At 72.4% G+C, this 24896-nt stretch carries 20 protein-coding genes; 18 read left to right on the top strand and 2 right to left on the bottom strand.

Annotated elements, in window-relative coordinates; all coding sequences use genetic code 11:
• Positions 1-46: 46 nt before the first annotated feature.
• Entirely contained in the window at positions 47-2113 is a 2067-nt protein-coding gene (locus FBY41_RS18635) for an elongation factor G-like protein EF-G2 (protein ID WP_141845823.1), read from the bottom strand.
• 185 nt (positions 2114-2298) lie between these two features.
• Here FBY41_RS18635 and FBY41_RS18630 point away from each other — a divergent pair, with 185 nt between their 5' ends.
• The 16 genes from FBY41_RS18630 to argH all read left to right on the top strand — a co-directional run bounded on the left by FBY41_RS18630 (position 2299) and on the right by argH (position 21453).
• Positions 2299-5217, top strand: a complete 2919-nt coding sequence (locus tag FBY41_RS18630) for a CHAT domain-containing protein (RefSeq protein WP_141845820.1) — start codon at positions 2299-2301, stop codon at positions 5215-5217.
• 74 nt (positions 5218-5291) lie between these two features.
• Entirely contained in the window at positions 5292-6635 is a 1344-nt protein-coding gene (locus FBY41_RS18625; protein ID WP_141845818.1) for an MFS transporter, read from the top strand.
• Between the two features lie 338 nt (positions 6636-6973).
• Positions 6974-7612, top strand: a complete 639-nt coding sequence (gene infC, locus FBY41_RS18620) for a translation initiation factor IF-3 (RefSeq protein WP_375869887.1) — start codon at positions 6974-6976, stop codon at positions 7610-7612.
• Positions 7613-7705: 93 nt separating this feature from the next.
• Positions 7706-7900, top strand: a complete 195-nt coding sequence (gene rpmI / locus FBY41_RS18615; protein WP_141845814.1) for a 50S ribosomal protein L35 — start codon at positions 7706-7708, stop codon at positions 7898-7900.
• Positions 7901-7995: 95 nt separating this feature from the next.
• On the top strand, positions 7996-8388 hold the full coding sequence (gene rplT, locus FBY41_RS18610) for a 50S ribosomal protein L20 (protein WP_141845812.1): 393 nt from the start codon (positions 7996-7998) through the stop codon (positions 8386-8388).
• Between the two features lie 58 nt (positions 8389-8446).
• Positions 8447-9259, top strand: coding sequence for a TrmH family RNA methyltransferase (locus tag FBY41_RS18605; RefSeq protein WP_141845810.1), 813 nt, complete (start codon positions 8447-8449; stop codon positions 9257-9259).
• A 39-nt stretch (positions 9260-9298) separates the two neighbouring features.
• The gene (locus FBY41_RS18600) at positions 9299-10411 is read left to right on the top strand and encodes a sensor histidine kinase (protein ID WP_141845808.1); all 1113 of its coding nucleotides are present in this window, start codon (positions 9299-9301) and stop codon (positions 10409-10411) included.
• A 179-nt stretch (positions 10412-10590) separates the two neighbouring features.
• Positions 10591-11700 (top strand): phenylalanine--tRNA ligase subunit alpha, encoded by a 1110-nt coding sequence (pheS, locus tag FBY41_RS18595; protein WP_141845806.1) that lies wholly within the window; start codon positions 10591-10593, stop codon positions 11698-11700.
• Position 11701: 1 nt separating this feature from the next.
• The gene (pheT, locus tag FBY41_RS18590) at positions 11702-14260 is read left to right on the top strand and encodes a phenylalanine--tRNA ligase subunit beta (protein ID WP_141845804.1); all 2559 of its coding nucleotides are present in this window, start codon (positions 11702-11704) and stop codon (positions 14258-14260) included.
• A gap of 98 nt (positions 14261-14358) precedes the next feature.
• Positions 14359-14946: a fasciclin domain-containing protein gene (locus FBY41_RS18585; protein WP_141845802.1), complete on the top strand. Its 588-nt coding sequence runs from the start codon at positions 14359-14361 to the stop codon at positions 14944-14946.
• 143 nt (positions 14947-15089) lie between these two features.
• Positions 15090-16133 carry an N-acetyl-gamma-glutamyl-phosphate reductase gene (argC, locus tag FBY41_RS18580; RefSeq protein WP_221629343.1) on the top strand — a complete coding sequence of 348 codons (1044 nt, stop codon included), beginning with the start codon at positions 15090-15092 and terminating at the stop codon, positions 16131-16133.
• Complete coding sequence (gene argJ / locus FBY41_RS18575) at positions 16130-17296, top strand: bifunctional glutamate N-acetyltransferase/amino-acid acetyltransferase ArgJ (protein ID WP_260439891.1); 1167 nt, start codon at positions 16130-16132, stop codon at positions 17294-17296. Before argC ends, argJ begins: the two co-directional genes overlap by 4 nt.
• Entirely contained in the window at positions 17293-18306 is a 1014-nt protein-coding gene (gene argB / locus FBY41_RS18570; RefSeq protein ID WP_141845800.1) for an acetylglutamate kinase, read from the top strand. Before argJ ends, argB begins: the two co-directional genes overlap by 4 nt.
• Complete coding sequence (locus FBY41_RS18565) at positions 18303-19508, top strand: acetylornithine transaminase (protein ID WP_141845798.1); 1206 nt, start codon at positions 18303-18305, stop codon at positions 19506-19508. Before argB ends, FBY41_RS18565 begins: the two co-directional genes overlap by 4 nt.
• The gene (argR, locus tag FBY41_RS18560) at positions 19505-19990 is read left to right on the top strand and encodes an arginine repressor (protein WP_141845796.1); all 486 of its coding nucleotides are present in this window, start codon (positions 19505-19507) and stop codon (positions 19988-19990) included. Before FBY41_RS18565 ends, argR begins: the two co-directional genes overlap by 4 nt.
• 23 nt (positions 19991-20013) lie before the next feature.
• A complete protein-coding gene (argH, locus tag FBY41_RS18555) occupies positions 20014-21453 on the top strand; it encodes an argininosuccinate lyase (RefSeq protein ID WP_141845794.1) in 1440 nt (479 codons plus the stop codon).
• A 74-nt stretch (positions 21454-21527) separates the two neighbouring features.
• On the opposite strand, the gene FBY41_RS18550 is transcribed toward argH, so the two are convergent.
• Positions 21528-23432 (bottom strand): alkyl/aryl-sulfatase, encoded by a 1905-nt coding sequence (locus FBY41_RS18550; RefSeq protein WP_141845792.1) that lies wholly within the window; start codon positions 23430-23432, stop codon positions 21528-21530.
• 183 nt (positions 23433-23615) lie between these two features.
• On the opposite strand from FBY41_RS18550, the gene FBY41_RS18545 reads away from it, so the two are divergent.
• Positions 23616-24248: a DNA-3-methyladenine glycosylase gene (locus FBY41_RS18545; RefSeq protein WP_185749149.1), complete on the top strand. Its 633-nt coding sequence runs from the start codon at positions 23616-23618 to the stop codon at positions 24246-24248.
• On the top strand, positions 24245-24853 hold the full coding sequence (locus FBY41_RS18540) for a DNA-3-methyladenine glycosylase (RefSeq protein ID WP_141845786.1): 609 nt from the start codon (positions 24245-24247) through the stop codon (positions 24851-24853). Before FBY41_RS18545 ends, FBY41_RS18540 begins: the two co-directional genes overlap by 4 nt.
• Positions 24854-24896 lie beyond the last annotated feature (43 nt).

The raw sequence follows: 24896 nt of genomic DNA, 5'->3' as shown, positions 1-24896 counted from the left end.
GGCTCGGCCCTGAGCGGCCTCCCCGACGAACTGCTCTGTCGATCGGTCAGGTCTTGAGGAGCTCCTTGACCTTGTCGGCGGGCAGCAGGTCGTGGCGCAGCGGCTCGCGCACGAAGGACCCGGTGCCGTGCGAGACCGACCGGAGGTCGATCGGGTAGCGCGACAGCTCGGCCTGCGGCACCTCCGCGTGCACGACGGTCCAGCCGCCCTCGGGACCCATCCCGTCGGCCGGCTCGGTGCCGACGACCTGCCCGCGCCGGCCCCGCAGGTCCGACATGACCGCGCCGAGGTAGTCGTCGGCGACGGTGATGTGGACCCGGTCGATCGGCTCGAGCAGCGCCATCGTCGACTCGTTCGCGGCCTCCTTGAGCGCGAGGGCCGCCGCGGTCTGGAAGGCGACGTCAGAGGAGTCCACCGAGTGGGCCTTGCCGTCGGTCAGGGTCACCCGCACGTCGACGACGGGATGCCCGGTGAGCAGCCCCTTCTCGAGCTGCATGCGGGCGCCCTTCTCGACCGACGGGATGAACTGCCGCGGCACGGCGCCGCCGACGACCTTGTCGACGAACTCGAACCCCGCGCCGCGGGGGAGCGGCTCGATCTCGAGGGAGCACACGGCATACTGCCCGTGGCCGCCGGACTGCTTGACGTGCCGGCCCTGCACCTGGCAGCGACGCACGAACGTCTCGCGCAGCGCGGTGCGGTAGGGCTCCGCGGTGACCGTGACGCCGTAGCGGTCGGCGAGCTGGCCGATGAGGTCGTCGACGTGGGCCTGGCCCATCGTCCAGAGCACGACCTGGTCGGTCTCGCTCGAGTGCTCCATGCGCATCGTGACGTCCTCTGCGACGAGTCGCTGCAGGGCGCCGCCGAGCTTGTCGTCGTCGGACTTCGTCGCCGCGCGGATCGCGACCGGCAGCTGCGGCTCGGGCAGCACCCACGGCGCGACGACGGCCGGGCGGTCGAGCGATGACAGCGTGTCGGAGGTCTCGGCACGGGTCAGCTTGGAGACGAGCGCGATGTCGCCGGCGATCGCCGTGCCGCGCGGACGGTGGGTGTCGACGAAGGGCGACGCGAGCGGCCCCACGCGCTCGTCGTCGTCGTGCGCGGGATGACCCGCGACCTCGTGCCCGACGAAGTCGCTGAGGTGCCCGGAGACGTGGACGGTCTCGTCGACCCGCAGCGTGCCGGCGAAGACCCGCACGAGCGAGAGGCGCCCGACGTAGGGGTCCGTGGTCGTGCGGACCACCTCGGCGACGAGCGGTTGCGAGGGGTCGCAGGCCACCCCGGTGACCACGCCGCCGACGGGCGTCGTGACCGCGGGGAGCGGGTGCACGGTGGGGTCCGGGAAGGCCCGTTCGATGATGCCGAGCAGCTCCTCGACGCCGGCTCCCGTGAGCGGCGCGACGGGCAGGATGGGGAAGAAGGTGCCCTGGGCGATCGCGGTGCGCAGGTCGGCGAGCAGGACCTCCGTGTCGATCGTCTCGCCCTCGAGGTAGCGGTCGAGCAGCGTCGCGTCCTCCGACTCCTCGATGACCGACTCGATGAGGGCGCTGCGCGCGTCGTCGTGCTCGGGTGACGTCTCACCGGTGAGCAGCCCGACGACACCGGTCACCTCACCGTCCTCGACGACCGGCCAGTGGGTCGCACGGGCGTCGCCGAAGGTGCGCCGGCAGGTCTCCACCGTGGTGGCGAAGTCGGCGCGCGGCTGGTCGAGGTGTGTGACGACCACGGCTCGCGGCATACCGACCGCGGAGCACTCGCGCCACAGCAGCGACACGGGCCGGTCGATGTCGTCGGCGCCCGAGACGACGAAGACGGCGGCGTCGGCGGCACGCAGTCCTGCGCGCAGGTCGCCGACGAAGTCGGGGTAGCCGGGGGTGTCGAGCACGTTGAGCGTCACGGCTCCGGTGTCGAACGAGGCCACCGTGAGGCCGGTCGTGCGCACGTGCTCGGTCGGTGCCGCCCGCTGGCCCGCGACGCGGGCCGCGAGGAGCGCGTCGAAGAGGGCGGTCTTGCCGGCCCCGCCTGGACCGACCAGGACGACGTTGCGGATGTCCTGCGGCGAGGCGGGGTTGGGGGCCGCAGGAAGGTCATTTCTGCCGGGCGTCTTTGCCATGCCCCCAGCCTTGTCCTCCGACACCACCGTCCACAAGAGCCCGTATGCCGCCCGCCCTGTCTCGCTGGTCACGTCAGGTCGCGTCGGGTCGCGTCGGGTCGCGTCGGGTGGGGTCGGGTGGGTCGAGCGGCTGCACGTCGGGGTGGGCGGGTCTACCGTTGATGCGACGGATCCGAGGGGGCGCCATGGCGGGCGAGACGGGAAAGTGGCTGGCCGGACTGCGACAGGTCTGCGCCGACGTGGCGGCGGGCCGGGCCAGCGTGGACGACGTCGACGCCGTGGCGCGCGGGGTGACCGTCGACGACGTCGTCGTCGCGGCCAACGTTTTCGGCGCCTACGACGTCCTCCTCTGGCTTGCCGGCGAGGTGTGGGACGACTCGGACCCCGATGCCGGGCTCGCCGTGCTCGCGATCGGCGGCAACCTCGCGTTGCTCGCGCAGCAGGTCACGGGTGAGCCTGCGGCGGCACTCACCTATGCCCGGCGCCTCGGGCGCCACGGCATGCAGGTCGCCGCGACGAACCTTCTCCGGGCGGCTGTCGAGGTGGGCGGCCCGCCCCTGCAAGGACGCCCACCGTTGCGACCCCAGTTGCTCAACCTCCTCGGGGACATGCTGCGCCAGCTGGGTGATCTCCGCGGGGCCGAGGAGGCGCTGGTCGACGGCCTCGACGACGTGCCCGCGGGTGTGTCCGACGGCGACGACGAGCGTCTGCGTGCCGCCCTGCTCAACAACCTCGCTCTCGTGCTGCAGTCACGGGGGGAGTTGACGCGGGCGGCCGAGCTGCTGCGTGAGGTGGTCGACATCGACCACCGACTCGGCGTGCCGGCGGCCGAGCTGGCGGTCTCCGTCGACAACCTCGGCAGCGTCCACCGCGAGATCGCCGACACCCACGGACCCCTCTGGCTCTCCGACGAGTACGTCAACGAGCCGACCTCGTCCGAGCTGCGCGTGGCGGAGACCTACTTCGAGCAGGCCCAGGAGCTCTTCCGCGCGGCGCTGCCCGACTCGGCTGACGACTACGCGATCTCCCTGATCAACTCGGCCGAGATCGCCGTCCTGCGCAAGGACGCCGCCGCCCTCGATCGGCTGAGCGCCGAGGCCGAGCGCATCGACGGCGAGCACCCGCTCACGCGGTCGACGAGCTGGCTCGTCCGGTCGATGCGGGGTCGGGCCCTGGCCGATGCGGGACGACACGGCGACGCCGTCGACCTCCTCCGTCCCTGGTTCGACGAGACCGAGGGCACGGCCGCCGCGCACGAGGTGCCCGAGCGCGCCCTCACCGTCCTGCTCGAGTCCGCGGCGGCCATCGGCGACGGTGCCCTCCTCGAGCGCGTCGCGCACGAGATCCTCGAGGTCGACGACGAGATGCTCGATCGCGCTCTTGTCGGGTCGACGAGCCGGTCAGCCCGCCATCAGCTGCGTCCGGTCCACCACCGCACCGAAGCCGTGCTCGGGGCCTGCCTGCCCGCGGGGAGCGGGGGTGTGCTTCCGGACTGGCTCTACGACGCGCTGCTCTCGCGCAAAGGGGTCCTGCAGGAGCGCGCGGGGAGCGCCTGGCTACGAGGCCTGGACGCGGGCTCCGTCGTCGACGAGGTGCGAGCGCCGCGCAGCGAGCTCGCGACGCTCGACCTCGACGGTGCCGAGGTGCGCACCGTGCGGGAGGCTCGGCGCCGGCGCGTCGAGGCGGCCGAGCGCCTCGAGGCCGCCGAGCGGGCGCTGCAACGCTCGCTGCCGGGGGGAGCCGTCGAGCGGGTCCGGTTGGGGGACGTGCAGGCCACCCTCGACGAGGGCACCCTGCTCGTCGACATCGTGCGCGAGCGGCCACCGGGCCCGAGGTCGGCGGCAGGCTACGTCGCCGTCCTCGTCAGGCGGCAGGGCCCGGCGCGCTTCATCCGCCTGGGAGGGGTGTCCGAGCTGGACGACCGGCTCGGTCGGGCTGCGCTCGTGCATGCCGCTCGTCTCCCCGCCGGCTCGCGCGACCCGGGGGCCGCGCGCCGGCTCACCCCGGTGGGACGCGGGGCCGAGTCTTCGCCGCCCACCTTCGCCGACCTCACCGAGGGGCTGCTGCCGCTCGCCGCCCACCTCGATGGGGTCTCGCGCGTCGTGGTCGCTCCGCACGGCCAGTGGGCGCGCGTCCCCGTCGCGCTGTTGCCGGGTGCGGACGGCGCGCCCCTCGTCACCGGCCTCGAGGTCACGCTCGTGCCGAGCGCACGATGGCTCGTCACCCGTCCGGCCGGGCCGGCGCAGCGAGACCCCGGTCCCGCTGTCGTCATGGGCGACGCCGACTTCGACCTCGGAGTCGCGCTCGCTCCCGGCGTGCTGCTCGAGATGCGTCCCGCCCCGCTGCCGTGGACGCGTGCCGAGGCGGAGGAGGTCGGTCGCGTGCTCGGGGTGGCGCCCCGACTCGGGGCTGAGGCCAGCAGGGGAGCGTTCCTCGCCGCGGACGGACCCGTCATCCTGCACGTGGCCAGCCACGGCACGTTCATCGACGCGTACGCGAGCGAGCGGGAGCAGCGCGAGCCCCGCACGCAGGTCGTGGAGGCGCGGGGCGACATCGTCGTGACCCGCGAGCCCGACGACGACGAGGGCATCGGCTGGTCGCCGATGGGCGAGGCGACGCCGGACGACCCGGCAGCGCGCCACCGGCGACGGGTGCAGTGGCTGCGCGAGGTCGGCCCGAGCGAGCCCTCGACCCGGTCCGCCCTGCTGCTGGCCGGCTTCAACGGGTGGCTCGCGGGAGCGGAGACCTCGCCCGACATCGGCACCGGGGTCGTCACCGCCGCCGAGCTCGCGCTGCTCGACCTCGAGGCAACCGAGCTCGTCGTGCTCTCCGCCTGCGAGACCGGGGTGAGCGCCGTCGACGACGTCGACGGCACCGTGCTCGGCCTGCGCACCGCGGCGCTCGCGGCCGGTGCCGACTGCTGCATCGCCAGCCTGTGGTCGGTGGACGACCGGGTGACGGCCGAGCTCATGACGAGGATGTATGCCGCCCGCGCCGACGGACACTCCTGGCCCGCCGCGCTGCGCGCCGCCCAGCTCGCCGTCCGCCGGCACCATCCGGATCCCTTCTACTGGGCGGCGTGGGTCGCCGAGGGCGGGAGCTGACCAACGCCGACTCCGCCCCCGCCCCGACCGCAACCCCGGTGCCGGCTGTCGGCGGCAGGTGAGACGCTTCTCTGATGGATGTGGGGCAGTACCGTCACGTGCTCGCGATCCGTGACACGCGCAACGCGCTGGCACTGGGTCTGCTCATCCGCATCCCGATGTTCGCCGGCACGGTGCTGCTCACGCTCCACGTCGTCACGGCGCTCGGGCGCAGCTACGGCGCTGCGGGCCTCGTCAGCGCCGCGGCCACCGTCGCGATCGCGATCTCGGGGCCCTGGCGCGGTCGGCTGCTCGACCGGCTGGGGCTGCGCCGCACCGTCGCGCCGTCGCTGCTCATCCAGCTCGTCTGCTGGTCGATCGCCCCGTGGGTCGGCTACGCGCCCCTCATGGCGCTCGCCGCGCTCGCCGGCCTCTTCGTCGTGCCGACCTTCTCGATCCTGCGGCAGGTCATCATCCGCTCGGTCCCGGAGCACCAGCGGCGTACGGCGCTCTCGCTCGACTCGGCCGCGACAGAGCTGTCCTTCATGGCAGGTCCGGCGCTCGGGGTCTGGCTCGCGACGACGTGGGACACCGGCTGGGCCCTCTTCACGGTCGAGATGGCCGCGGTCCTCGCCGGGTGCGTCCTCTGGGTCGCCAACCCCGCGATCAAGGGCGCCCCTGACACGACCGACGCGGCCGACAGGACCGACACGGCCGACGCGACCGATGCGAGCGGTGCCGCCGCTGCCTCGCCCGGGGTCGCTCCGGGCACCTCGCCGGAGCCCGTCCCCGGGGCCTGGCGCGGCTTCATCACGGTCCGTGTCGCCGCCGTCTACCTCGCCGCCGCGTGCACGACCCTGGTGCTCAGCGGCACCGACGTCTCCATCGTCGCTGCCCTGCGCTCCTTCGAGGCCACGGCAGCCATCGGCTGGATCCTCGCGCTCTGGGGTGCGGGCTCGCTCGTCGGCGGTCTCGTCTACGGCGCCTGGCACCGCTCGTTCTCCGTCTTCTGGCTGCTCGGTGGCCTCGCCGCGACGACCGCGCCCGTCGCGCTCGCGGTGGGCGTGCCGAGCTTCGCGGTGCTCGTCACGCTGTCCGGCTTCCTCTGCGCCCCGACGATCACTGCCACGGTCGAGCAGCTGAGCCGGGTCGTGCCCGAGCGCTTCCGCGGCGAGATGATGGGCTGGCACGGGTCCGCGATGACTGCCGGCTCGGCCGTCGGTGCACCGCTTGCCGGCTTCGCCATCGACCACGGCGGCTGGCGGTGGGGCTTCCTCGTCGTCTCGGCCCTCGGCGTGCTGGTCGCCGGTGCCGGCATGCTCGGCGGGGCCCGCGGTCGGGCGGCAGGTGCCGCCGCCGCCGCCTCGACCTCTGCGCAGGCGTCCCCGCCTGTCGCCGATTCGGAGCCTGGCGTGCCGGCTGCTAGAGTTGAGCACTGACCAGTCCTTCTCCTGCCACCGCTTCGGCGATGACGAGAGATCGACGTGCAAGAGAAGCTCGCTTCCACCCGCGCCGACCGTCAGGTCGCCGGGTCCAAGGTCGCACAGATCGACGGCTCCTCCGGGTGTCCTGCGGACTGTGCCGTACGCCGCGAAGGCCACCTTCCGGCATACGTCAACCTGGGCTCCTCGTGCACTCACGGGGAGCCTTTTCTCATGATGGTCGCGAGTAGCACCAGCACGGGAGCAGGACCCGCAGGTCACCCATTCACCGAACTTAGGAGCACCACATCAGCGAGCCTCGCATCAACGAGCGCATCCGGGTCCCGGAAGTGCGCTTGGTTGGCCCCAACGGCGAGCAGGTCGGCATCGTGCGCGTCGAGGACGCGCTTCGTCTGGCAGAGGAGGCGAACCTCGACCTCGTCGAGGTGGCGCCCATGGCCAAGCCGCCGGTCGCCAAGCTCATGGACTTCGGCAAGTTCAAGTACGAAGCCGCCATGAAGGCACGGGAAGCGCGCAAGAACCAGGTCAACACCGTCATCAAGGAGATCAAGCTCCGACCGAAGATCGACCCGCACGACTACGGCACCAAGAAGGGCCACGTCGAGCGGTTCCTCAAGGCCGGTGACAAGGTCAAGGTGACGATCATGTTCCGCGGCCGCGAGCAGAGCCGGCCGGAGCTCGGTCGCCGCCTGCTCGAGCGCCTCGCCGAGGACATCGTCGAGCTCGGCTACGTCGAGTCGGCTCCGAAGCAGGACGGTCGCAACATGATCATGGTGATCGGCCCGACGAAGAAGAAGGCCGAGGCCAAGGCGGAGCAGCGCCGCTCCCGCGAGCAGCGCGGAGCTGCCGGCGCCCACGGCGACGCTGCGCAGGCCGAGCACGCCGAGCAGACCGAGCAGACCGAGCAGATCGACGAGACCCCGCAGGCCGACCAGGCCCAGCAGGTCCCGACCGAGCAGGCCGCCGCCGAGTGACCGGCCGGCAGTGAGCACCGGGGGCGAGAGCCCCCGGGCCTGACAGACCACGTGCGCCCACCGGCGCACGCAACACGAAGGAGATCGGCCCCCATGCCGAAGATGAAGACGCACAGTGGTGCGAAGAAGCGTTTCCGCCTCACCGGCACCGGCAAGGTGATGCGCGAGCAGGCCGGCGGCCGTCACCTGCTCGAGCACAAGTCGAGCAAGAAGATGCGTTCCATCGCGAACGACGTCGAGCTCGCCAAGCCGGACGCCAAGAAGGTCAAGAAGCTCCTCGGCAAGTGAGCCGAAACCCCTACCCAGCATTCCGCTGAGCAGCCGGGTCCTCTCGGTTCCGCCAGCAGCACCACCTCGGTGCTTCGTACAGAAGGAGTATTCACGTGGCACGCGTGAAGCGGGCGGTCAACGCCCAGAAGAAGCGTCGCGTCGTTCTCGAGCGCGCAAGCGGCTACCGCGGTCAGCGGTCGCGTCTCTACCGCAAGGCCAAGGAGCAGGTCACCCACTCGCTCGGCTACGCCTACCGTGACCGTCGCGCCAAGAAGGGCGACTTCCGTCGCCTCTGGATCCAGCGCATCAACGCTGCGGCCCGCGCCAACGGCATGACCTACAACCGGTTCATGCAGGGCCTCAAGCTCGCCGGTGTCGAGGTCGATCGCAAGATCCTCGCCGACCTCGCCGTCAACGACGCCGCGGCCTTCACCGCGCTCGTCGAGGTGTCGCGCGCCAACGTCCCCGCCGCCGCGGAGGCCAAGGTGTCCGGCGACGCCGCCTGAGCGAGCCCACGCGACGCCCACGACGCGCAGCGACGCAGACCGAGCGCCGGGACCCCCCGTGCTGACCAACACCCGATCGGATCGGGTCAAGGCGGTGCGGGCGCTGTCCCGGCGCTCGGCGCGTTCGCGCACCGGAGAGTTCGTCGCCGAGGGCCCGCAGGCCGTCCGCGAGGCGATCGCCTTCCGTCCCGACCTCGTCCGTGACGTCTACGTGACGCCCGAGGCGGCGGCACGGCACACGGCCATCGTCGACGCGGCTCGCGCCGCTGCGCTGTGGGTCCACGAGGTGAGCCCCGAGGTGCTGGCCGCGATGGTCGACACCGAGTCCCCCCAGGGCATCGCTGCCGTATGCCGCGTGCTCGACGTCCCGCTGACCCGCGTGGTCGCGGGCCTCCCGCCGGACGCTCTGGTCTGCGTGCTCACCAACGTGCGCGACCCCGGCAACGCGGGCACGGTCATCCGCGGCGCCGACGCCGCGGGCGCCGACGCCGTGATCGTCAGCGACGCCAGCGTCGACGTCTACAACAGCAAGGTCGTGCGCTCGACCGTCGGCTCGCTGTGGCACCTGCCGATCAGCGTCGGCGCGACCGTTCCCGAGATCTTCGCCGCCCTGCGCGGGCACGGCCTGCGCCTGCTTGCCGCCGACGGCGCCGGCACGACCCTGCTCCACGAGCTCGACCTCGGGCGCGGCAGCCCCGGCAACGCCTGGGTCATGGGCAACGAGGCCTGGGGCCTGCCGCCGGAGATCAGGGACGCCTGCGACGAGGTCGTGCGGGTTCCCATCTACGGTCACGCCGAGTCGCTCAACCTCGCGATGGCGGCCACCGTCTGCCTCTACGCGTCCGCGGAGGCTCGCCGCGTCACGGGCTGACTCCCCGGGGCACGGTCGGGCGTGGTTATCCTTCCGAGCATGAGCACCGACGACGGTGAGCGCGTGCCGGCCACCCCGGGCTCCGTCGCGCCGGTCGCGTCGATGGCCGAGCTGCTGCCCGACGGGCTCGTCGTCATCGGTGCCGACCGTCGGGTGCGCCTCGTCAACGCCGAGGCACTGCGCGTGCTCGAGATCCCACGCGCCGACGACCTCGTCGGCCGGCTCGTCGACGACGTGCTGCCCCTCACCGACAAGTACGGCCGCGACTGGTGGGCCCACGTCGACCCGTGGCACGGAGCGCCGAGCCGCACCGGCCACCTGGAGAAGCTCCTCGTGGGTCCGCGTGGCAACGAGGTGCTCGTCACCGCACGCTATGTGCGCGCCGGCCAGGACGGCGACGACCACGTCGAGCGGGTGCTGCTGGGGCTGCGCGACGCCGAGGCGCGCCAGCGGGCCGAGCGAGACCAGGCCACGGTCCTGTCGACCGTCGCCCACGAGCTGCGCGCGCCCCTCACCTCGGTGACCGGCTTCACGAGCAGCCTGCTGCGACGCTGGGACCGCTTCTCCGACGAGCAGAAGCGCCTCATGATCGAGACGATCGAGGCGGATGCCAACCGTCTGACACGGCTCATCACCGAGCTGCTCGACATCTCGCGCCTCGACTCCGACAGCCTCAACCTGCGGCTCGGCCCCGTCGACCTCCACGACCTGCTGCGCACGCACGTCGTGCGTCACGAGCTCGGTCGCGCGCCGGGGGCCGTGCGCCTCGAGCTCGGTGAGACCGCGGCGGCCGACGGGCTGCCGGAGATGTGGGCGGATGCCGACCGCCTCGAGCAGATCTTCTTCAACCTCATCGAGAACGCGCTGCGCCACGGCGACGGCGTCGTCACGGTGACCCTCGACCGTCACGGCGAGTGGGTCGTCGTCCACGTCGACGACGAGGGCGACGGCATCCCGCCGTCCGACCGCGAGAAGATCTTCGGCCGTTTCTGGCACGGCCCGGGCAACGCGAGCACCGGCCTCGGGCTCTATGTCGTGCGGGGTCTCGTCGAGGCGCACGGCGGCACCGTGACGGTCGAGGACAACGCGGCCCGCGGTGCCCGCTTCACCGTGCGGCTGCCGTCCGGGCTGCCCGACGTCGTGGCCTCGTGACCGCCACATGACCGCCTCGTGACGGCCTCCTGACGACCTCGTGACGACCGGCTGCCACCGAGCAGCACCGTCACCGGTTCGACCCCGCCCCTAGACTGGGCCACGCTCGCACGAGCAGGAACGCGCGCGCCCGCGAGGCGCCCCAGCCAACGACCGACGAGAGCAGCGAACGCACCCCGATGTCCGGACCCAACACGAACTACGACCCCGTCGAGGTCGCGGCGCTCGACCCCGCGCAGATCGACGCCGCCGTCGAGCAGGCCCTCGCCGCGGCCGCGGCCGCCGGCTCCCTCGAGGAGCTCAAGGCGGTGCGCACCGCCCACCAGGGGGAGAAGAGCGCGCTCGCCCTGGCGAACCGCGAGATCGGCGCCCTGCCCCCGAGCGCGAAGGCCGAGGCCGGCAAGCGGGTCGGCCAGGCCCGCGGCCGGGTGGCGCAGGCGTTCGCCGCGCGTCAGGCCGAGCTCGAGGTGGAGCGCGACGAGCGCATCCTCGTCGAGGAGCGGGTCGATGTCACCGTGCCCGCGCTGCGTCGCCGGCCCGGTGCCCGGCACCCCATCGAGCTCACGGCCCAGCGGCTCGTCGACGCCTTCGTCGGCATGGGCTGGGAGGTCGCCGAGGGCCCGGAGCTCGAGAGCGAGTGGCTCAACTTCGATGCCCTCAACCTCGGCCCCGACCATCCTGCTCGGCAGATGCAGGACACCTTCTTCCTCGACCCCGTCGACTCCGGTCTCGTGCTGCGCACCCAGACCTCCCCGGTGCAGATCCGCACGATGCTCGAGCAGGAGCCGCCGATCTACGTCGTGGCCCCCGGCAAGGTGTTCCGCACCGACGACCTCGACGCGACGCACACCCCGGTCTTCCACCAGATCGAGTGCCTCGCCATCGACAAGGGCCTGACGATGGCCCACCTGCGCGGGGCGCTCGACGCCTTCGTGCGCATCATGTTCGGCGAGGAGACGCGCACGCGGGTGCGCGCCAACTACTTCCCGTTCACCGAGCCGAGCATGGAGACCGACTTCCTCTGCTTCGCCTGTCACGGCGCCGAGACCTGGGGCACGCCCGAGCAGTGCCGCACCTGCGGCGGGTCCGGGTGGATCGAGCTCGGCGGCTCCGGCATGGTCAACCGCAAGGTGCTGCGCACGTGCGGCATCGACCCCGACATCTACTCCGGGTTCGCCTTCGGGCTCGGCATCGAGAGGGCACTGATGCTGCGACACGGCGTCCAGGGCATGCACGACATGGTCGAGGGCGACCTTCGCTTCTCGCAGCAGTTCGGGATGGGGGCCTGACATGCGGATGCCGCTCAGCTGGCTCGCCGAGGTCACCGACCTGCCGCCCGGCGCCCGGGGCGCCGACGTCGCCGCCGGGCTCGTCTCGGTCGGCCTCGAGGAGGAGGACCTCCACGGCGGCGACCTCACCGGTCCGCTCGTCGTCGGTCGCGTCCTCGACTTCACGCCGGAGCCGCAGAAGAACGGCAAGACGATCCGCTGGTGCACGGTCGACGTCGGCCAGAACGGTCAGATGCTCACCGAGGGCAAGCACCAGGAGATCGTCTGCGGCGCCCACAACTTCGAGGTCGGTGACCTCGTCGTCGTCGTGCTGCCCGGTGCCGTCCTGCCCGGCAACTTCGCCATCGCCGCGCGCAAGACCTACGGCCACGTGTCCAACGGCATGATCTGCGCCGAGGACGAGATCGGCCTCGGTCACGACCACGAGGGCATCATCGTGCTCGAGCGGCTGCTCGGGGCCGAGAAGGCCGCGACGCTCCAGCCGGGTGACGATGCCATCGCCCTGCTCGGCCTCGCCGAGGAGACCGTCGAGACCAACGTGACGCCCGACCGGGGCTACTGCTTCTCCGTGCGCGGCCTCGCCCGCGAGTACTGGCACTCGCAGGGCAGCCCGGCCGGCGGCTACCGCGACCCGGCCGACGTCGCCACCCCGCAGGCCAACGACTCCGGCCACCCGATCCGTCTCGACGACGACACGCCGCTCGACGGCAACGTCGGCTGCGACCGGTTCGTCGCCCGCGTCGTGCGCGGCATCGACCCGACGCGCCCGTCACCCGCGTGGATGCAGAAGCGCCTGACCCAGATGGGGATGCGCCCGATCAGCCTCGCCGTCGACGTGACGAACTACGTCATGCTCGCCGTCGGCCAGCCGCTGCACGCCTACGACCTCGCCAAGCTCGACGGCCCGATCGTCGTCCGTCGCGCCCGCGCCGGCGAGGCCCTGACGACGCTCGACGACGTCGAGCGCACGCTGAGCCCCGAGGACCTGCTCATCACCGACTCCGGCGAGCGGCCGCTCGCCATCGCCGGCGTCATGGGTGGCTCCTCCTCCGAGGTCGACGACTCGACGACCGACGTGCTGATCGAGGCGGCCCACTTCGACCCCACGACGGTGGCTCGCTCCTCGCGCCGCCACCGCCTCGTCACCGAGGCGTCCAAGCGGTTCGAGCGCGGCGTCGACCCGCAGGTGACCGCGGCTGCCGCGCAGCTCGCCGTCGACCTCCTCGTCGAGCACGGCGGCGGCACGGCCGACCCGGGCGTGACCGACGTCGACCACACGACGCAGCGCACGGCATACCTCCTCGACGTCACGGAGCCGAGCCGCATCGTCGGCGTCGACTACCCCCGGGAGAGGGTGCTGTCGATCCTGCGCGACCTCGGCTGCGCCGTCGCCGAGTCGGGCGAGGGCACCGACGACGCCCACGTGCTCGTGACCCCACCGTCCTGGCGCCCCGACCTCGTCGACGCGCCCGACTACGCGGAGGAGGTCGCCCGGATCGACGGCTACAACAACATCCCGTCGATCACGCCGACCCCGAGCGAGGGGCGCGGGCTCACCCACGGCCAGAAGGCGCGGCGGATCGTCGCCGACGCTCTCGCCGGGGCGGGTTTCACCGAGGTGCTGAGCTACCCGTTCGTCGCCGCCGAGCTCGCCGACCAGCTGGGGTTCGCGCCCGACGACGACCGTCGCCAGGCCGTTCGCGTCGCCAACCCCCTGTCGGAGGAGCGTCCGCTGCTGCGCACCATGGTGCTCTCGAGCCTCGTCGACGTGTTGCGGCGCAACCTCGCCCGCGGTCACAAGGACGTCGCGATCTCGGAGATCGGGCTCGTCTTCCGGCCCGGTGGCCCACTCGGCAAGGCGCCGATCCCGAGCGTCGCGTCGCGCCCCGACGATGCCACCCTCGAGCAGCTGTATGCCGCCGTGCCCGACCAGCCGCGCCGCGCCGCGGTCGTCGCGTCCGGCCAGATCGAGCAGGCGGGGTGGTGGGGTCCCGGCCGCGCCGCCGACTGGAGCGACATGGTGGCTGCGGTGCAGTCCGTCGCCGCCGCGCTCGCCGTGCCGGTCGTCGTCGCCAACGACCCCGACCACGCGCCCTGGCACCCAGGCCGGTGCGCCCGGATCACCCTGGCCGACGGCACCCTCGTCGGGCACGCCGGCGAGCTCCACCCGAAGGCGCTCGCCGCCCTCGACCTGCCGCCGCGCACGGTCGCGGCGGAGTTCGACGTCGACGTGCTGACGGCTGCGAGCGAGGAGCCGGTGCAGGCGAGGGAGTTCTCGTCCTTCCCTCCCGCACTGACCGATGTGGCGCTGCTCGTGCGCTCGGAGGTCGCGGCCGGCGAGGTCGAGGCGGCACTGCGTCGGGGCGCGGGGGAGTCGCTCGAGTCGATCGTGCTCTTCGACGTCTACGAGGGGGAGCGGGTCGAGGCGGGTCACCGCTCGCTGGCCTACCGGCTCACCTTCCGGGCGCTCGACCGCACCCTGACGACCGACGAGGTCAACGACTTCCGCGACGCGGCCGTCGCCGCGGCCGCCCGGGCGACGGGAGCCGTCCAGCGCTGAGGCTTCGGCCAGAGACTTTCGGGTGAAGTGCATCCAGGAGCGGTGGGACGACGGAAGAAGTGGTGTCAGACCGACCACCACTTCCTAAGGACTCCGACATGCGACGCATTCTTCCCGTGGCCGCCGTACTGGCCCTCGCTCTCACCACCGCCGCCTGTGGCAGCGACAGCACCACGACCGCCACCCCCGCGGCGCCGGCCGCCACCTCGATGGCCTCCTCGCCATCGCCATCCGCGTCGACGAGCGAGGCCATGGCCTCGGCCGACATCGTCGACACCGCCGTGGCAGCCGGCGACTTCACCACCCTGGCGGCTGCGCTGACCGCCGCCGAGCTCGTCCCCACGCTCAAGGGCGACGGCCCCTTCACGGTGTTCGCCCCGACGGACGCCGCCTTCGCGAAGCTGCCGGCCGGGACCGTCGACACCCTGCTCAAGGACCCCAAGGGCGACCTCACCCAGATCCTCACCTACCACGTCGTGCCGGGGAAGGTGATGGCTGCCGACGTGCTGAAGATGGACGGCCAGAAGGTCAAGACGGTTCAGGGTGGCGAGCTGACGATCAACGTCGACGGTGACAAGGTCTCGCTCACCGACGCTGCCGGCGGCACGGTGAACGTGACGGCGACCGACGTGGAGTCCAGCAACGGTGTCATCCACGTCGTCGACTCGGTGCTCATGCCCAAGTGACCTGCGTGCCTTCCGCCCCGGTCTGAGGGCCCACCACGCGTACCCGCCCGGCACGGCCACCCGTGCCGGGCGGCCGCGCCTGCAGGAGCCTGGGTCCGGCAGTCGTCTGCACAAGTATTCATTCCTGTGTATACTCATGCATTGTGATCAGGGCAGCAGTGGCGGGGGCGAGCGGCTACGCCGGAGGCGAGATCCTCCGGCTGCTGCTCGCCCACCCGCAGATCGAGGTCGGGGCCGTCACGGCGGCGAGCAGTGCGGGTGAACGGCTCGGGGGCGTCCACCCGCACCTCGTCCCCCTGGCCGACCGCGTCATCGAGGACACCAGCCTCGAGACGCTGGCAGGTCACGACGTCGTCTTCCTCGCGCTGCCGCACGGCCACTCGGCCCGGCTCGCGGCGCAGCTGCCGGAGTCCGTCGTCGTCATCGACTGCGGTGCCGACTTCCGGCTCGAGGACGAGCAGGCGTGGACCGACTTCTACGACACGCCGTATGCCGGGTCGTGGCCCTACGGCATGCCCGAGCTCCCCGGCCCGGCCGGCACGGTCCAGCGCGAGCGGCTCACGGGGGAGCGCCGCATCGCCGTCCCCGGCTGCTACCCGACCGCGGTGTCGCTCGCTCTCGCGCCGGGCTTCGCCGCGGGGCTGCTCGAGGGCGACGACGTCGTCGTCGTCGCGGCCTCGGGCACGTCGGGCGCCGGCAAGGGACTCAAGCCGCACCTGCTCGGCAGCGAGGTGATGGGCTCGATGTCGCCCTACGGCGTGGGTGGCGTGCACCGGCACACACCCGAGATCGAGCAGAACCTCTCCCGCGCCGCGAGCGAGACGGTCACGGTGTCGTTCACGCCGACCCTCGCGCCCATGCCCCGGGGAATCCTCGCCACCTGCACCGCCCGGCTGCGCCCCGGCGTCGATCCCGCCGCGGTGCGCGCCGAGTGGCAGCAGGCGTATGCCGCCGAGCCCTTCGTGCACCTCCTTCCCGAGGGCGTGTGGCCGGCCACCGGCTCCGTCATCGGGAGCAACCACGTGCAGCTCCAGGTCGCCGTCGACGAGCGGCTCGGTCGCGTCGTCGTGGTCGCGGCCGTCGACAACCTCACCAAGGGCACAGCCGGCGCCGCCGTCCAGTGCGCCAACCTCGCCCTGGGTCTCGACGAGACCCTCGGCCTTCCCGTCGCAGGAGTCGCGCCGTGACCAGCGAGAGCCAGCCCGCCCCGCTGCCCGCGGGCTTCCGAGCCGCCGGTGTCACCGCCGGCCTCAAGGCGAGCGGCACCCCCGACCTCGCGCTCGTCGTCAACGACGGCCCCGACCACCATGCTGCCGCGGTCTTCACGACCAACCGGGTCGAGGCGGCGCCGGTCACCTGGTCGCGCCAGGTCCTCGTCGACGGCCGGGTCGACGCGGTCGTGCTCAACTCCGGTGGGGCGAATGCCTGCACCGGTGCGCAGGGCTTCCTCGACACCCACCGTACCGCCGAGCACGTGGCCGAGGCGCTCGGCCTGTCGGCCGGTGACGTCGTCGTCTGCTCCACCGGCCTCATCGGCGAGCTCCTGCCCATGGACAAGATCTTTGCGGGCATCGATGCCGCGGCCGCAGCGCTCTCACCGGCAGGGCTCGAGCCCGCCGCCATCGCGATCAAGACGACCGACACCGTGCACAAGGTCGCTGCCCACGCCGGCGACGGCTGGTCGGTCGCCGGCTTCGCCAAGGGCGCGGGCATGCTCGCCCCGGCGCTCGCGACGATGCTCGTCGTGCTCACGACCGACGCCGTCGTCGACCCGGGCGACCTCGACACGGCGCTGCGGGCCGCGACGGCCGTCTCCTTCGACCGCATCGACTCGGACGCGTGCATGTCGACCAACGACACGGTCGTCGTCCTCGCCTCCGGCGCGTCCGGGGTCGAGGTCGGCGCGGGCGAGCTGACCGAGGCGCTCACGGCCGTGAGCGCCGGCCTGGCGCGCCAGCTGATCGCCGACGCCGAGGGTGCTGCGCACGACATCGCCATCGAGGTCCGGTCGGCCGCGAGCGTCGACGACGCGCTCGAGGTCGCCCGCGCGGTGGCCCGCAACAACCTCTTCAAGTGCGCCGTCTTCGGCAACGACCCCAACTGGGGCCGGGTGCTCGCCGCCGTCGGCACGACGAGGGCTGCCTTCGATGCCGCCGGGCTCGACGTGACGATGAACGGCGTCCAGGTCTGCCGCGCCGGCGGGGTGGGCGAGGACCGCTCACTCGTCGACCTGACGGGCCGGGAGGTCCACGTCGTCGTCGACCTGCACGCGGGCTCCGAGGCGGCCACGATCTGGACCAACGACCTCACCCACGACTACGTCCACGAGAACTCGGCCTACAGCACATGACGACGACCCGTGCCCAGCAGAACCTCCGCGGCCTCATCGACGCAGCCGCTCTGCGCGTCGCCGCGGGCAAGGCCGCGACGCTCGTCGAGGCGCTGCCGTGGCTCGAGCGCTTCCGCGGCGCGCTCGTCGTCGTCAAGTACGGCGGCAACGCCATGGTCGACGACGCCCTCAAGGCGGCCTTTGCCGAGGACGTCGCCTTCCTGCGGTATGCCGGCCTGCGACCCGTCGTCGTGCACGGCGGCGGCCCGCAGATCAAGGCGATGCTCGACCGGGTGGGCCTCGCGAGCGAGTTCAAGGGCGGCCTCCGCGTCACGACGCCGGAGGTCATGGACGTCGTGAGGATGGTGCTCACGGGCCAGGTCGGCCGTGAGCTCGTCGGGCTGCTCAACCAGCACGGCCCGATCGCCGTGGGCCTCTCGGGCGAGGACGCCGGACTGCTCGGTGCCCGGCGCCGGGGCACCGTCGTCGACGGTGTCGAGGTCGACCTCGGGCTCGTCGGCGACGTCGAGAGCGTCAACCCCTCGGCCATCATCGACATCCTCGACGCCGGCCGGGTGCCGGTCGTCTCCACCGTCGCCCCCGACCTCGACGTCGAGGGCCAGGTGCTCAACGTCAACGCCGACACGGCAGCCGCGGCCATCGCCGTCGCCCTCGGGGCCGAGAAGCTCGTCGTGCTGACCGACGTCGAGGGCATCTACGCCGACTGGCCCGACCGCGGGTCCCTCCTGTCGACGATCGACGTCACCGCCGCGAAGTCCCTGCTCACCCGCGTCGAGGCCGGCATGGTGCCCAAGCTCGAGGCGTGCATCCGTGCGGTCGAGGGCGGCGTGCCCCAGACGCACGTCGTCGACGGGCGCAAGCCGCACTCGATCCTGCTCGAGATCTTCACCGACGAGGGCATCGGCACGATGGTCCTGCCCGACATCACCGCCACCGACACCACCGCCACCGACCTCACCGCCGGTGAGGGCCCCAAGCCCCCGAGCTCCGCCCCCGAGGAGGACGCATGACGAGCGACGACACCGGGTCCGGCAGCGGTTCCGAGCTGCTCGAGCGCTACGGCAGCGCCCTCGTCCAGGTCTTCGGCACACCTCAGCTCGTGCTCGCCTCCGGGCACGGCGCCTGGGTGACCGACGTCGACGGCAAGCGCTACCTCGACCTGCTCTCGGGCATCGCCGTCAACGCTCTCGGCCACGGACACCCGGCCCTGGTGCAGGCCGTCACCAAGCAGGCCGAGTCGGCCATCCACGTCTCCAACTTCTTCACGTCCGAGCCGGCCATCCTTCTCGCCGAGCGGATCCTCGAGGTCGCGCAGGCACCCGCGGGCTCCGGTGTCTTCTTCGCGAACTCCGGCACCGAGGCGACGGAGGCGGCCATCAAGCTGTCGAGGCGCACGGGCCGGCGCCGCATCATCGCCCTCGAGGGCTCCTTCCACGGTCGCTCCACAGGGGCGCTCGCGCTCACCCACAAGGCGGCATACCGCGAGCCGTTCGAACCGCTCATCCCCGAGGTCGTCTTCGTCGCCCCCGACGAGCCAGCGGCCCTGCGAGACGCGGTGGACGACACGACAGCCGCCCTCATCCTCGAGCCCATCCAGGGCGAGGCGGGGGTCCGGGAGCTCGCCGACGACTACCTGCGCCTCGCGCGCGAGCTGACGTCGCAGCACGGCGCCCTGCTCGTCGTCGACGAGATCCAGACCGGCATCGGCCGCACGGGCGACTGGTTCGCCCACCAGCGGTCGGGCATCGTGCCCGACGCGATGACGCTCGCCAAGGGCCTCGGCGGCGGGGTGCCCATCGGGGCTCTCGTGACCTTCGGGCCCGCGGTGACCGGACTGCTCACCGCGGGCCAGCACGGCACGACGTTCGGGGGCAACCCGCTCGCCTGTGCCGCGGGCCTGGCCGTGCTCGACACCATCGAGCGTGAGGGCCTGCTCGCCCACGTCCGCGAGGTCGGTGCCCTCCTCGACGACCTGGCGATCGACGGCGTCGCGGCCACGCGCGGTCGGGGACTCCTGCGCGCGATCGAGCTGGACGGCATACCCTCTGCTGCCGTCATGGTGGCTGCCCGGCAGGCGGGCTTCATCGTCAACGCCGTGACGCCCACCGCCATCCGCCTCGCGCCACCGCTCGTCATCTCCGCCGACGAGCTCCGCGGCTTCCTCGACGCCCTGCCGGGCATCCTCGCCACCGCCCGCGAGGCGAGCTCGTGAGCCGGACCCAGCGCCAGCGCCGCATCGTCGAGCTCCTGCGCCACCACGAGGTGCACAGCCAGGGCGAGCTCGCCGACCTCCTCGTCGCCGAGGGCACTGACGTCACCCAGGCCACGCTGTCGCGCGACCTCGTCGAGGTCGGCGCCGTCAAGGTGCGGCGCGGTCGCTCGCTCGTCTACGCCGTGCCGGGGGAGGGCACCGAGGTCGCGCCCATCGGCTCGCTCGGTGACTCCGCCTCGGCCCGGCTGCGACGCACGTGCGAGGAGCTGCTCGTCTCAGCCGCCCCTGCCGTCAACCTCGTCGTCCTGCGAACTCCTCCGGGGGCCGCCAACTACCTCGCGTCGGCCATCGACCAGACGCGCGACCCCGACGTGCTCGGCACCATCGCCGGCGATGACACGATCATGCTCGTGACCGCCAGCCCCGACGCCGCGGCCTCCGTCGCCGAGCGGCTCCAGGCGCTCGCCGACGCCCGCGACTGAACACCACCCCTCGAAGGAGCCCCATGACCCAGCACGAGCCCGCCCCGGCCGCCGACCGCGTGAGCCTCTGGGGTGGGCGCTTCGCCGGTGGACCCGACCAGGCCCTCGCGGCGCTGTCCAAGAGCACGCACTTCGACTGGCGCCTCGCCCCTCAGGACATCGCCGGGTCGCGGGCGCACGCGCGCGTCCTGCATGCCGCCGGCCTCCTCTCGGCCGAGCACCTGGCCGGGATGCTCGACGGCCTCGACCGACTCGAGGCCGACGTGCTCTCCGGCGCGTTCACTCCAGCTGAGGACGACGAGGACGTGCACACCGCGCTCGAGCGCGGTCTGATCGAGCGGGTCGGCGCAGACCTCGGCGGCCGGCTACGCGCCGGACGGTCGCGCAACGACCAAGTCGCAACGCTCTTTCGCATGTATCTGCGCGAGCACGCCCGGGTGGTGGGCGGACTCGTGCTCGACGTCGTCGATGCCCTTGTCGCACAGGCAGATCGGCACTTCGGTGTCGCGATGCCCGGGCGGACGCACCTCCAGCACGCCCAGCCGGTGCTGCTCTCGCACCACCTGCTCGCACATGCCTGGGCACTGCTGCGCGACGTCGACCGACTGCGCGACTGGGACGAGCGCAGCAACGCCTCGCCCTACGGCTCGGGTGCGCTCGCGGGCTCCTCGCTCGGGCTCGACCCCGAGGCGGTCGCCGCCGACCTCGGCTTCGCCCGTGCGGTCGAGAACTCCATCGACGGCACCGCGTCGCGCGACTTCGTCGCCGAGTTCGCGTTCGTGGCGGCCATGACGGCTGTCGACATCTCGCGCTTCGCCGAGGAGGTCGTCATCTGGGCGACGAAGGAGTTCTCCTTCGTCACGCTGCACGACTCCTACTCGACCGGCTCGAGCATCATGCCGCAGAAGAAGAACCCCGACGTCGCCGAGCTCGCCCGGGGCAAGGCCGGTCGACTCGTCGGCGACCTCGCCGGGCTGCTGACGACGCTCAAGGCCCTGCCGCTCGCCTACAACCGCGACCTCCAGGAGGACAAGGAGCCCGTCTTCGACGCCGTCGACACGCTCGAGGTGCTCCTGCCGGCCTTCTCGGGCATGGTCGACACCCTGACGTTCCACACCGAGCGCCTCGAGTCGCTCGCTCCCCAGGGGTTCGCCCTCGCGACCGACATCGCCGAGTGGCTCGTGCGCCAGGGGGTGCCCTTCCGCATCGCCCACGAGGTGGCCGGCGCCTGCGTGCGCGAGTGCGAGCCGCGCGGCATCGAGCTGTGGGACCTCACCGACGAGGACTTCGCGCGGATCAGCGAGCACCTGACCCCCGAGGTGCGCTCCGTCCTCTCGGTGGCAGGCTCGCTCGCATCGCGCGACGCCGTCGGGGGAACGGCGCCCGCGCGCGTGGCTGAGCAGCTCGAGGCGGCGCGTGCGCGCCTCGCCGCCGCGCGTGAGTGGGCGGCTGCCAGCGTCTGACGGAGGGCCAGGACGAGGCTGAGTGTCCGCCTGCGCGTCTGCGGCGACGGACGCTCAGCCGGTCGGTCCCCGGGTCAGCTGTCCTCTCGCTCTGCCGTGACGATCGCGAAGTCGGGGTCGCCGGGCGAGAGGACCGACAGGAGCCGTTGGAGGACGCCGGCGTCACCGGTCAGCTCGACGCCGGCCTGCGCCATCGCCTCGGGCGTCACCGACCCGCCGGCGAGAAACGGCAGCGCCGCCCGCGGCATCCGCAGCGTCGCGTCGGCGTCGTCGTAGCGGGCGACACCGCTGTAGGTCAGCACGCCGTTTGCGAGCCGCAGCCGGTAGTGGTCGTCGGCGTCGGTGAAGGCCACGTCGATGCTGAGGTCCTCGTCCCAGGCGCGTGGCCCGTCGACCTGGATCGCGATGGCGTCGAACAGCTGCGACGGTGACAGGGCCGCCAGGATGTCCGCGGACGAGGTGGCCGCCGGCGTGCCGAACGAGCCGCGACGCAGTTCCGTCGCGCCCGAGAGATAGAAGTTGCGCCACGTGCCGTTCTCCGACCCGTAGGCGAGCTGCTCGAAGGTATCGGCGAGCAGGTCGCGTGCCGCAGTGTGCTGCTGCTCGGCGAAGACGACGTGACTGAGCACCTCGGCCACCCACCGGTAGTCGCCGGCATCGAACGATGCCTGCGCCTTCTCCACCACCGCGTCGGCCCCGCCCATGAACTCGACATAGCGTCGGGCCTTCTCGACCGGCGGGTGCTGCCACAGGTGTGCCGGGTTGCCGTCGAACCAGCCCATGTAGCGCTGGTAGATCGCCTTGACGTTGTGGCTCACCGATCCGTAGTAGCCGTGCGTGCTCCAGGCCTGCTCGAGGGCCGGGGGCAGCTCGATGGCCTCGGCGATCTCCGGTCCGGTCATACCCTGGTTGAGCATCCGCAGGGTCTGGTCGTGGAGGTACGCGTAGAGGTCGCGCTGCACCGACAGGAACCTCACGATCCGGTCCCTGCCCCACGTCGGCCAGTGGTGAGACGCGAAAGCGACGTCCGTCCTGCCTGCGAACAGGTCGATCGCCTCCGTCAGGTACTTGGCCCAGGCGTTCGGGTCGCGGACGAGCGCGCCGCGCAAGGTCAGCAGGTTGTGCAGGTTGTGGGTGGCGTTCTCAGCCAGGCACAGGGCCCGGTACGTCGGGAAGTAGAAGTGCATCTCCGCGGGCGCCTCGGTGCCCGGGGTCATCTGGAACTCGATGGGGACGCCGTCGACGATCTCCGTGTGCCCCGTCTCGGACACCTCGATCGTCGGTTGGATGAGGGTCACCGTGCCCGACGACGTGGTCTGCCCGAGACCGGTGCCGACCTGACCGCGGACCCCCCGCTCGAGCGCGGCGCCGTACATGTACCCCGCCCGTCGGGCCATGGCCGTGCCCGCGTAGACGTTCTCGGCGACGGCGTGCTCGACGAATCCCTCGGGGGCGAGCACCGGGACCCTGCCCGAGTCGACCTCATCCTGTGTCGTGACGCCCTTGACGCCTCCGAAGTGGTCGATGTGCGAGTGCGTGTAGATGATGCCGGTCACCGGGCGGTCACCGCGGTGCTCGCGGTAGAGGGCGAGGGCCACGGCGGCCGTCTCCGCCGAGATGAGCGGGTCGATGACGATGACGCCCGTCTCACCCTCGACGAATGTCACGTTCGACAGGTCGAGGCCGCGCACCTGGTAGATGCCCTCGACCACCTCGAAAAGCCCCTGCATGGCCGCAAGGGTCGACTGGCGCCACAGGCTCGGGTTGACCGAGTCGGGAGCCTCGCCCGTGAGGAAGGAGTACGAGTCGCCGTCCCAGACGACCCGGCCGTCGGCGGCCCGCACGACTCCGGGATCGAGCCGTGCGATGAAGCCGTGGCTGGCGTCCTCGAAGTCCTGGGTGTCCTCGAACGGCCAGCGGTCGCGCAGGGCGCGCTGCTGGTCGGCGATGAACTGGCTCGGGTCCTTGCTCACGGTCATCTCTCGTCCTTCTGTCCGAACGGTGGCGACGCCGGCCGCCCCCACGACCACGGCCTCCGGCCGGGGAGACCGCAGGCCACGACGCGCTGACGGAGGCTGCTGCGAGCCTACGGCCGCCCGCCGCATACGACTCGGCTTTCCCGGGTGCGGCTCTCGTGGGTGACGGCCGCTAGCGTCTGGGGCGTGAGGACCGACGCCAGGCTGCCGCGCTCGTTCTTCGCGCGTCCGTCCGTCGAGGTCGCGCCGGAGCTGCTCGGGCGGCACCTGTCCTTCGGCGGGGTGACCGTCCGGCTCACCGAGGTGGAGGCGTATGCCGGAGGGCTCGATCCCGGGTCGCACGCCTTCCGCGGGCCGACCCCACGGACGGAGCCGATGTTCGGGCCCCCGGGGTTCACCTACGTCTACTTCACCTACGGCCACCACTGGTGCGTCAACCTCGTCGTCGGTGAGGTGGGGTCGGCGTCCGCCGTGCTGCTGCGCGCCGGCGAGGTCCTCGAGGGCCACGACCTCGTGCGCTCGCGGCGGGGTGGGGTGCGCGAGCGCGACTGGACGCGCGGTCCGGGTCGCCTGGGTCAGGCCCTCGCGCTGTCGGGGAAGCACAGCGGTCTCGACTTCTGCCTGCCATCGCTCGGCGCGCCGATCGACCTCGTCGTCTCGGAGGGTGCTCCGGTCCCACGTGCCGACGTCGCGGTGGGCCCCCGGGTGGGGGTGAGCGGCCCGGGTGGAGACGGGCAGGCCTACCCCTGGCGCTTCTGGGTCGACGGCGACCCGACCGTCTCGGCCTACCGCCCGGGCGTCGTGCGGCGCCGTTCGTGAGCCGACTGCCGCGCTCCTTCTTCGCGCGACCGGTCCTCGACGTGGCCGCCGACCTCCTCGGACGTCACGTCGAGCACGCCGGGGTCACGGTGCGCCTCTCCGAGACCGAGGCGTATGCCGGTGGCGTCGACCCCGCGTCGCGCGTGCTCAGCAGGCCGACGGGCCACAACGCACCCGTCTTCGGCCCGGCCGGACACGCCTTCGTCTACTTCACCTACGGACACCACTGGATGCTCTGCGTCGTGACGGGCGAGGAGGACGTGCCCGAGGTCGTCCTGCTGCGTGCCGGTGAGGTCGTGGGCGGGCACGAGCTCGCGGATGCCCGTCGGCCGGGGGTCAGGGAGCGGGACTGGTGCCGCGGTCCGGGCCGGTTGACGCAGGCCCTCGACGTCACGGGCGCGCTGTCCGGGCTCGACCTCTGTGCGCCCGCCTCGCCGCTCGTGCTCGGTGCGGGCGAGGCAGTGCAGACCGCGGACGTGCGAACCGGGGCGCGCGTCGGTGTCAGCGGGCCAGGCGGCGACGGCTCGGCCTACCCCTGGCGCTTCTGGGTCGACGGCGACCCGACCGTGTCGGCGTTCCGTGCCGGGGTGAGGCGCGGGCGGTGACGCCCGCCATGCGGGACCGGAGGCATCTCGGTGGAAGGGCCGC

It is taken from the genome of Humibacillus xanthopallidus, assembly GCF_006716675.1.
GTDB classification, from domain to species: domain Bacteria; phylum Actinomycetota; class Actinomycetes; order Actinomycetales; family Dermatophilaceae; genus Humibacillus; species Humibacillus xanthopallidus_B.
The sequence above is the reverse complement of the archived record's forward strand: the minus strand, read 5'-3'. Positions and strand labels throughout refer to the sequence as shown.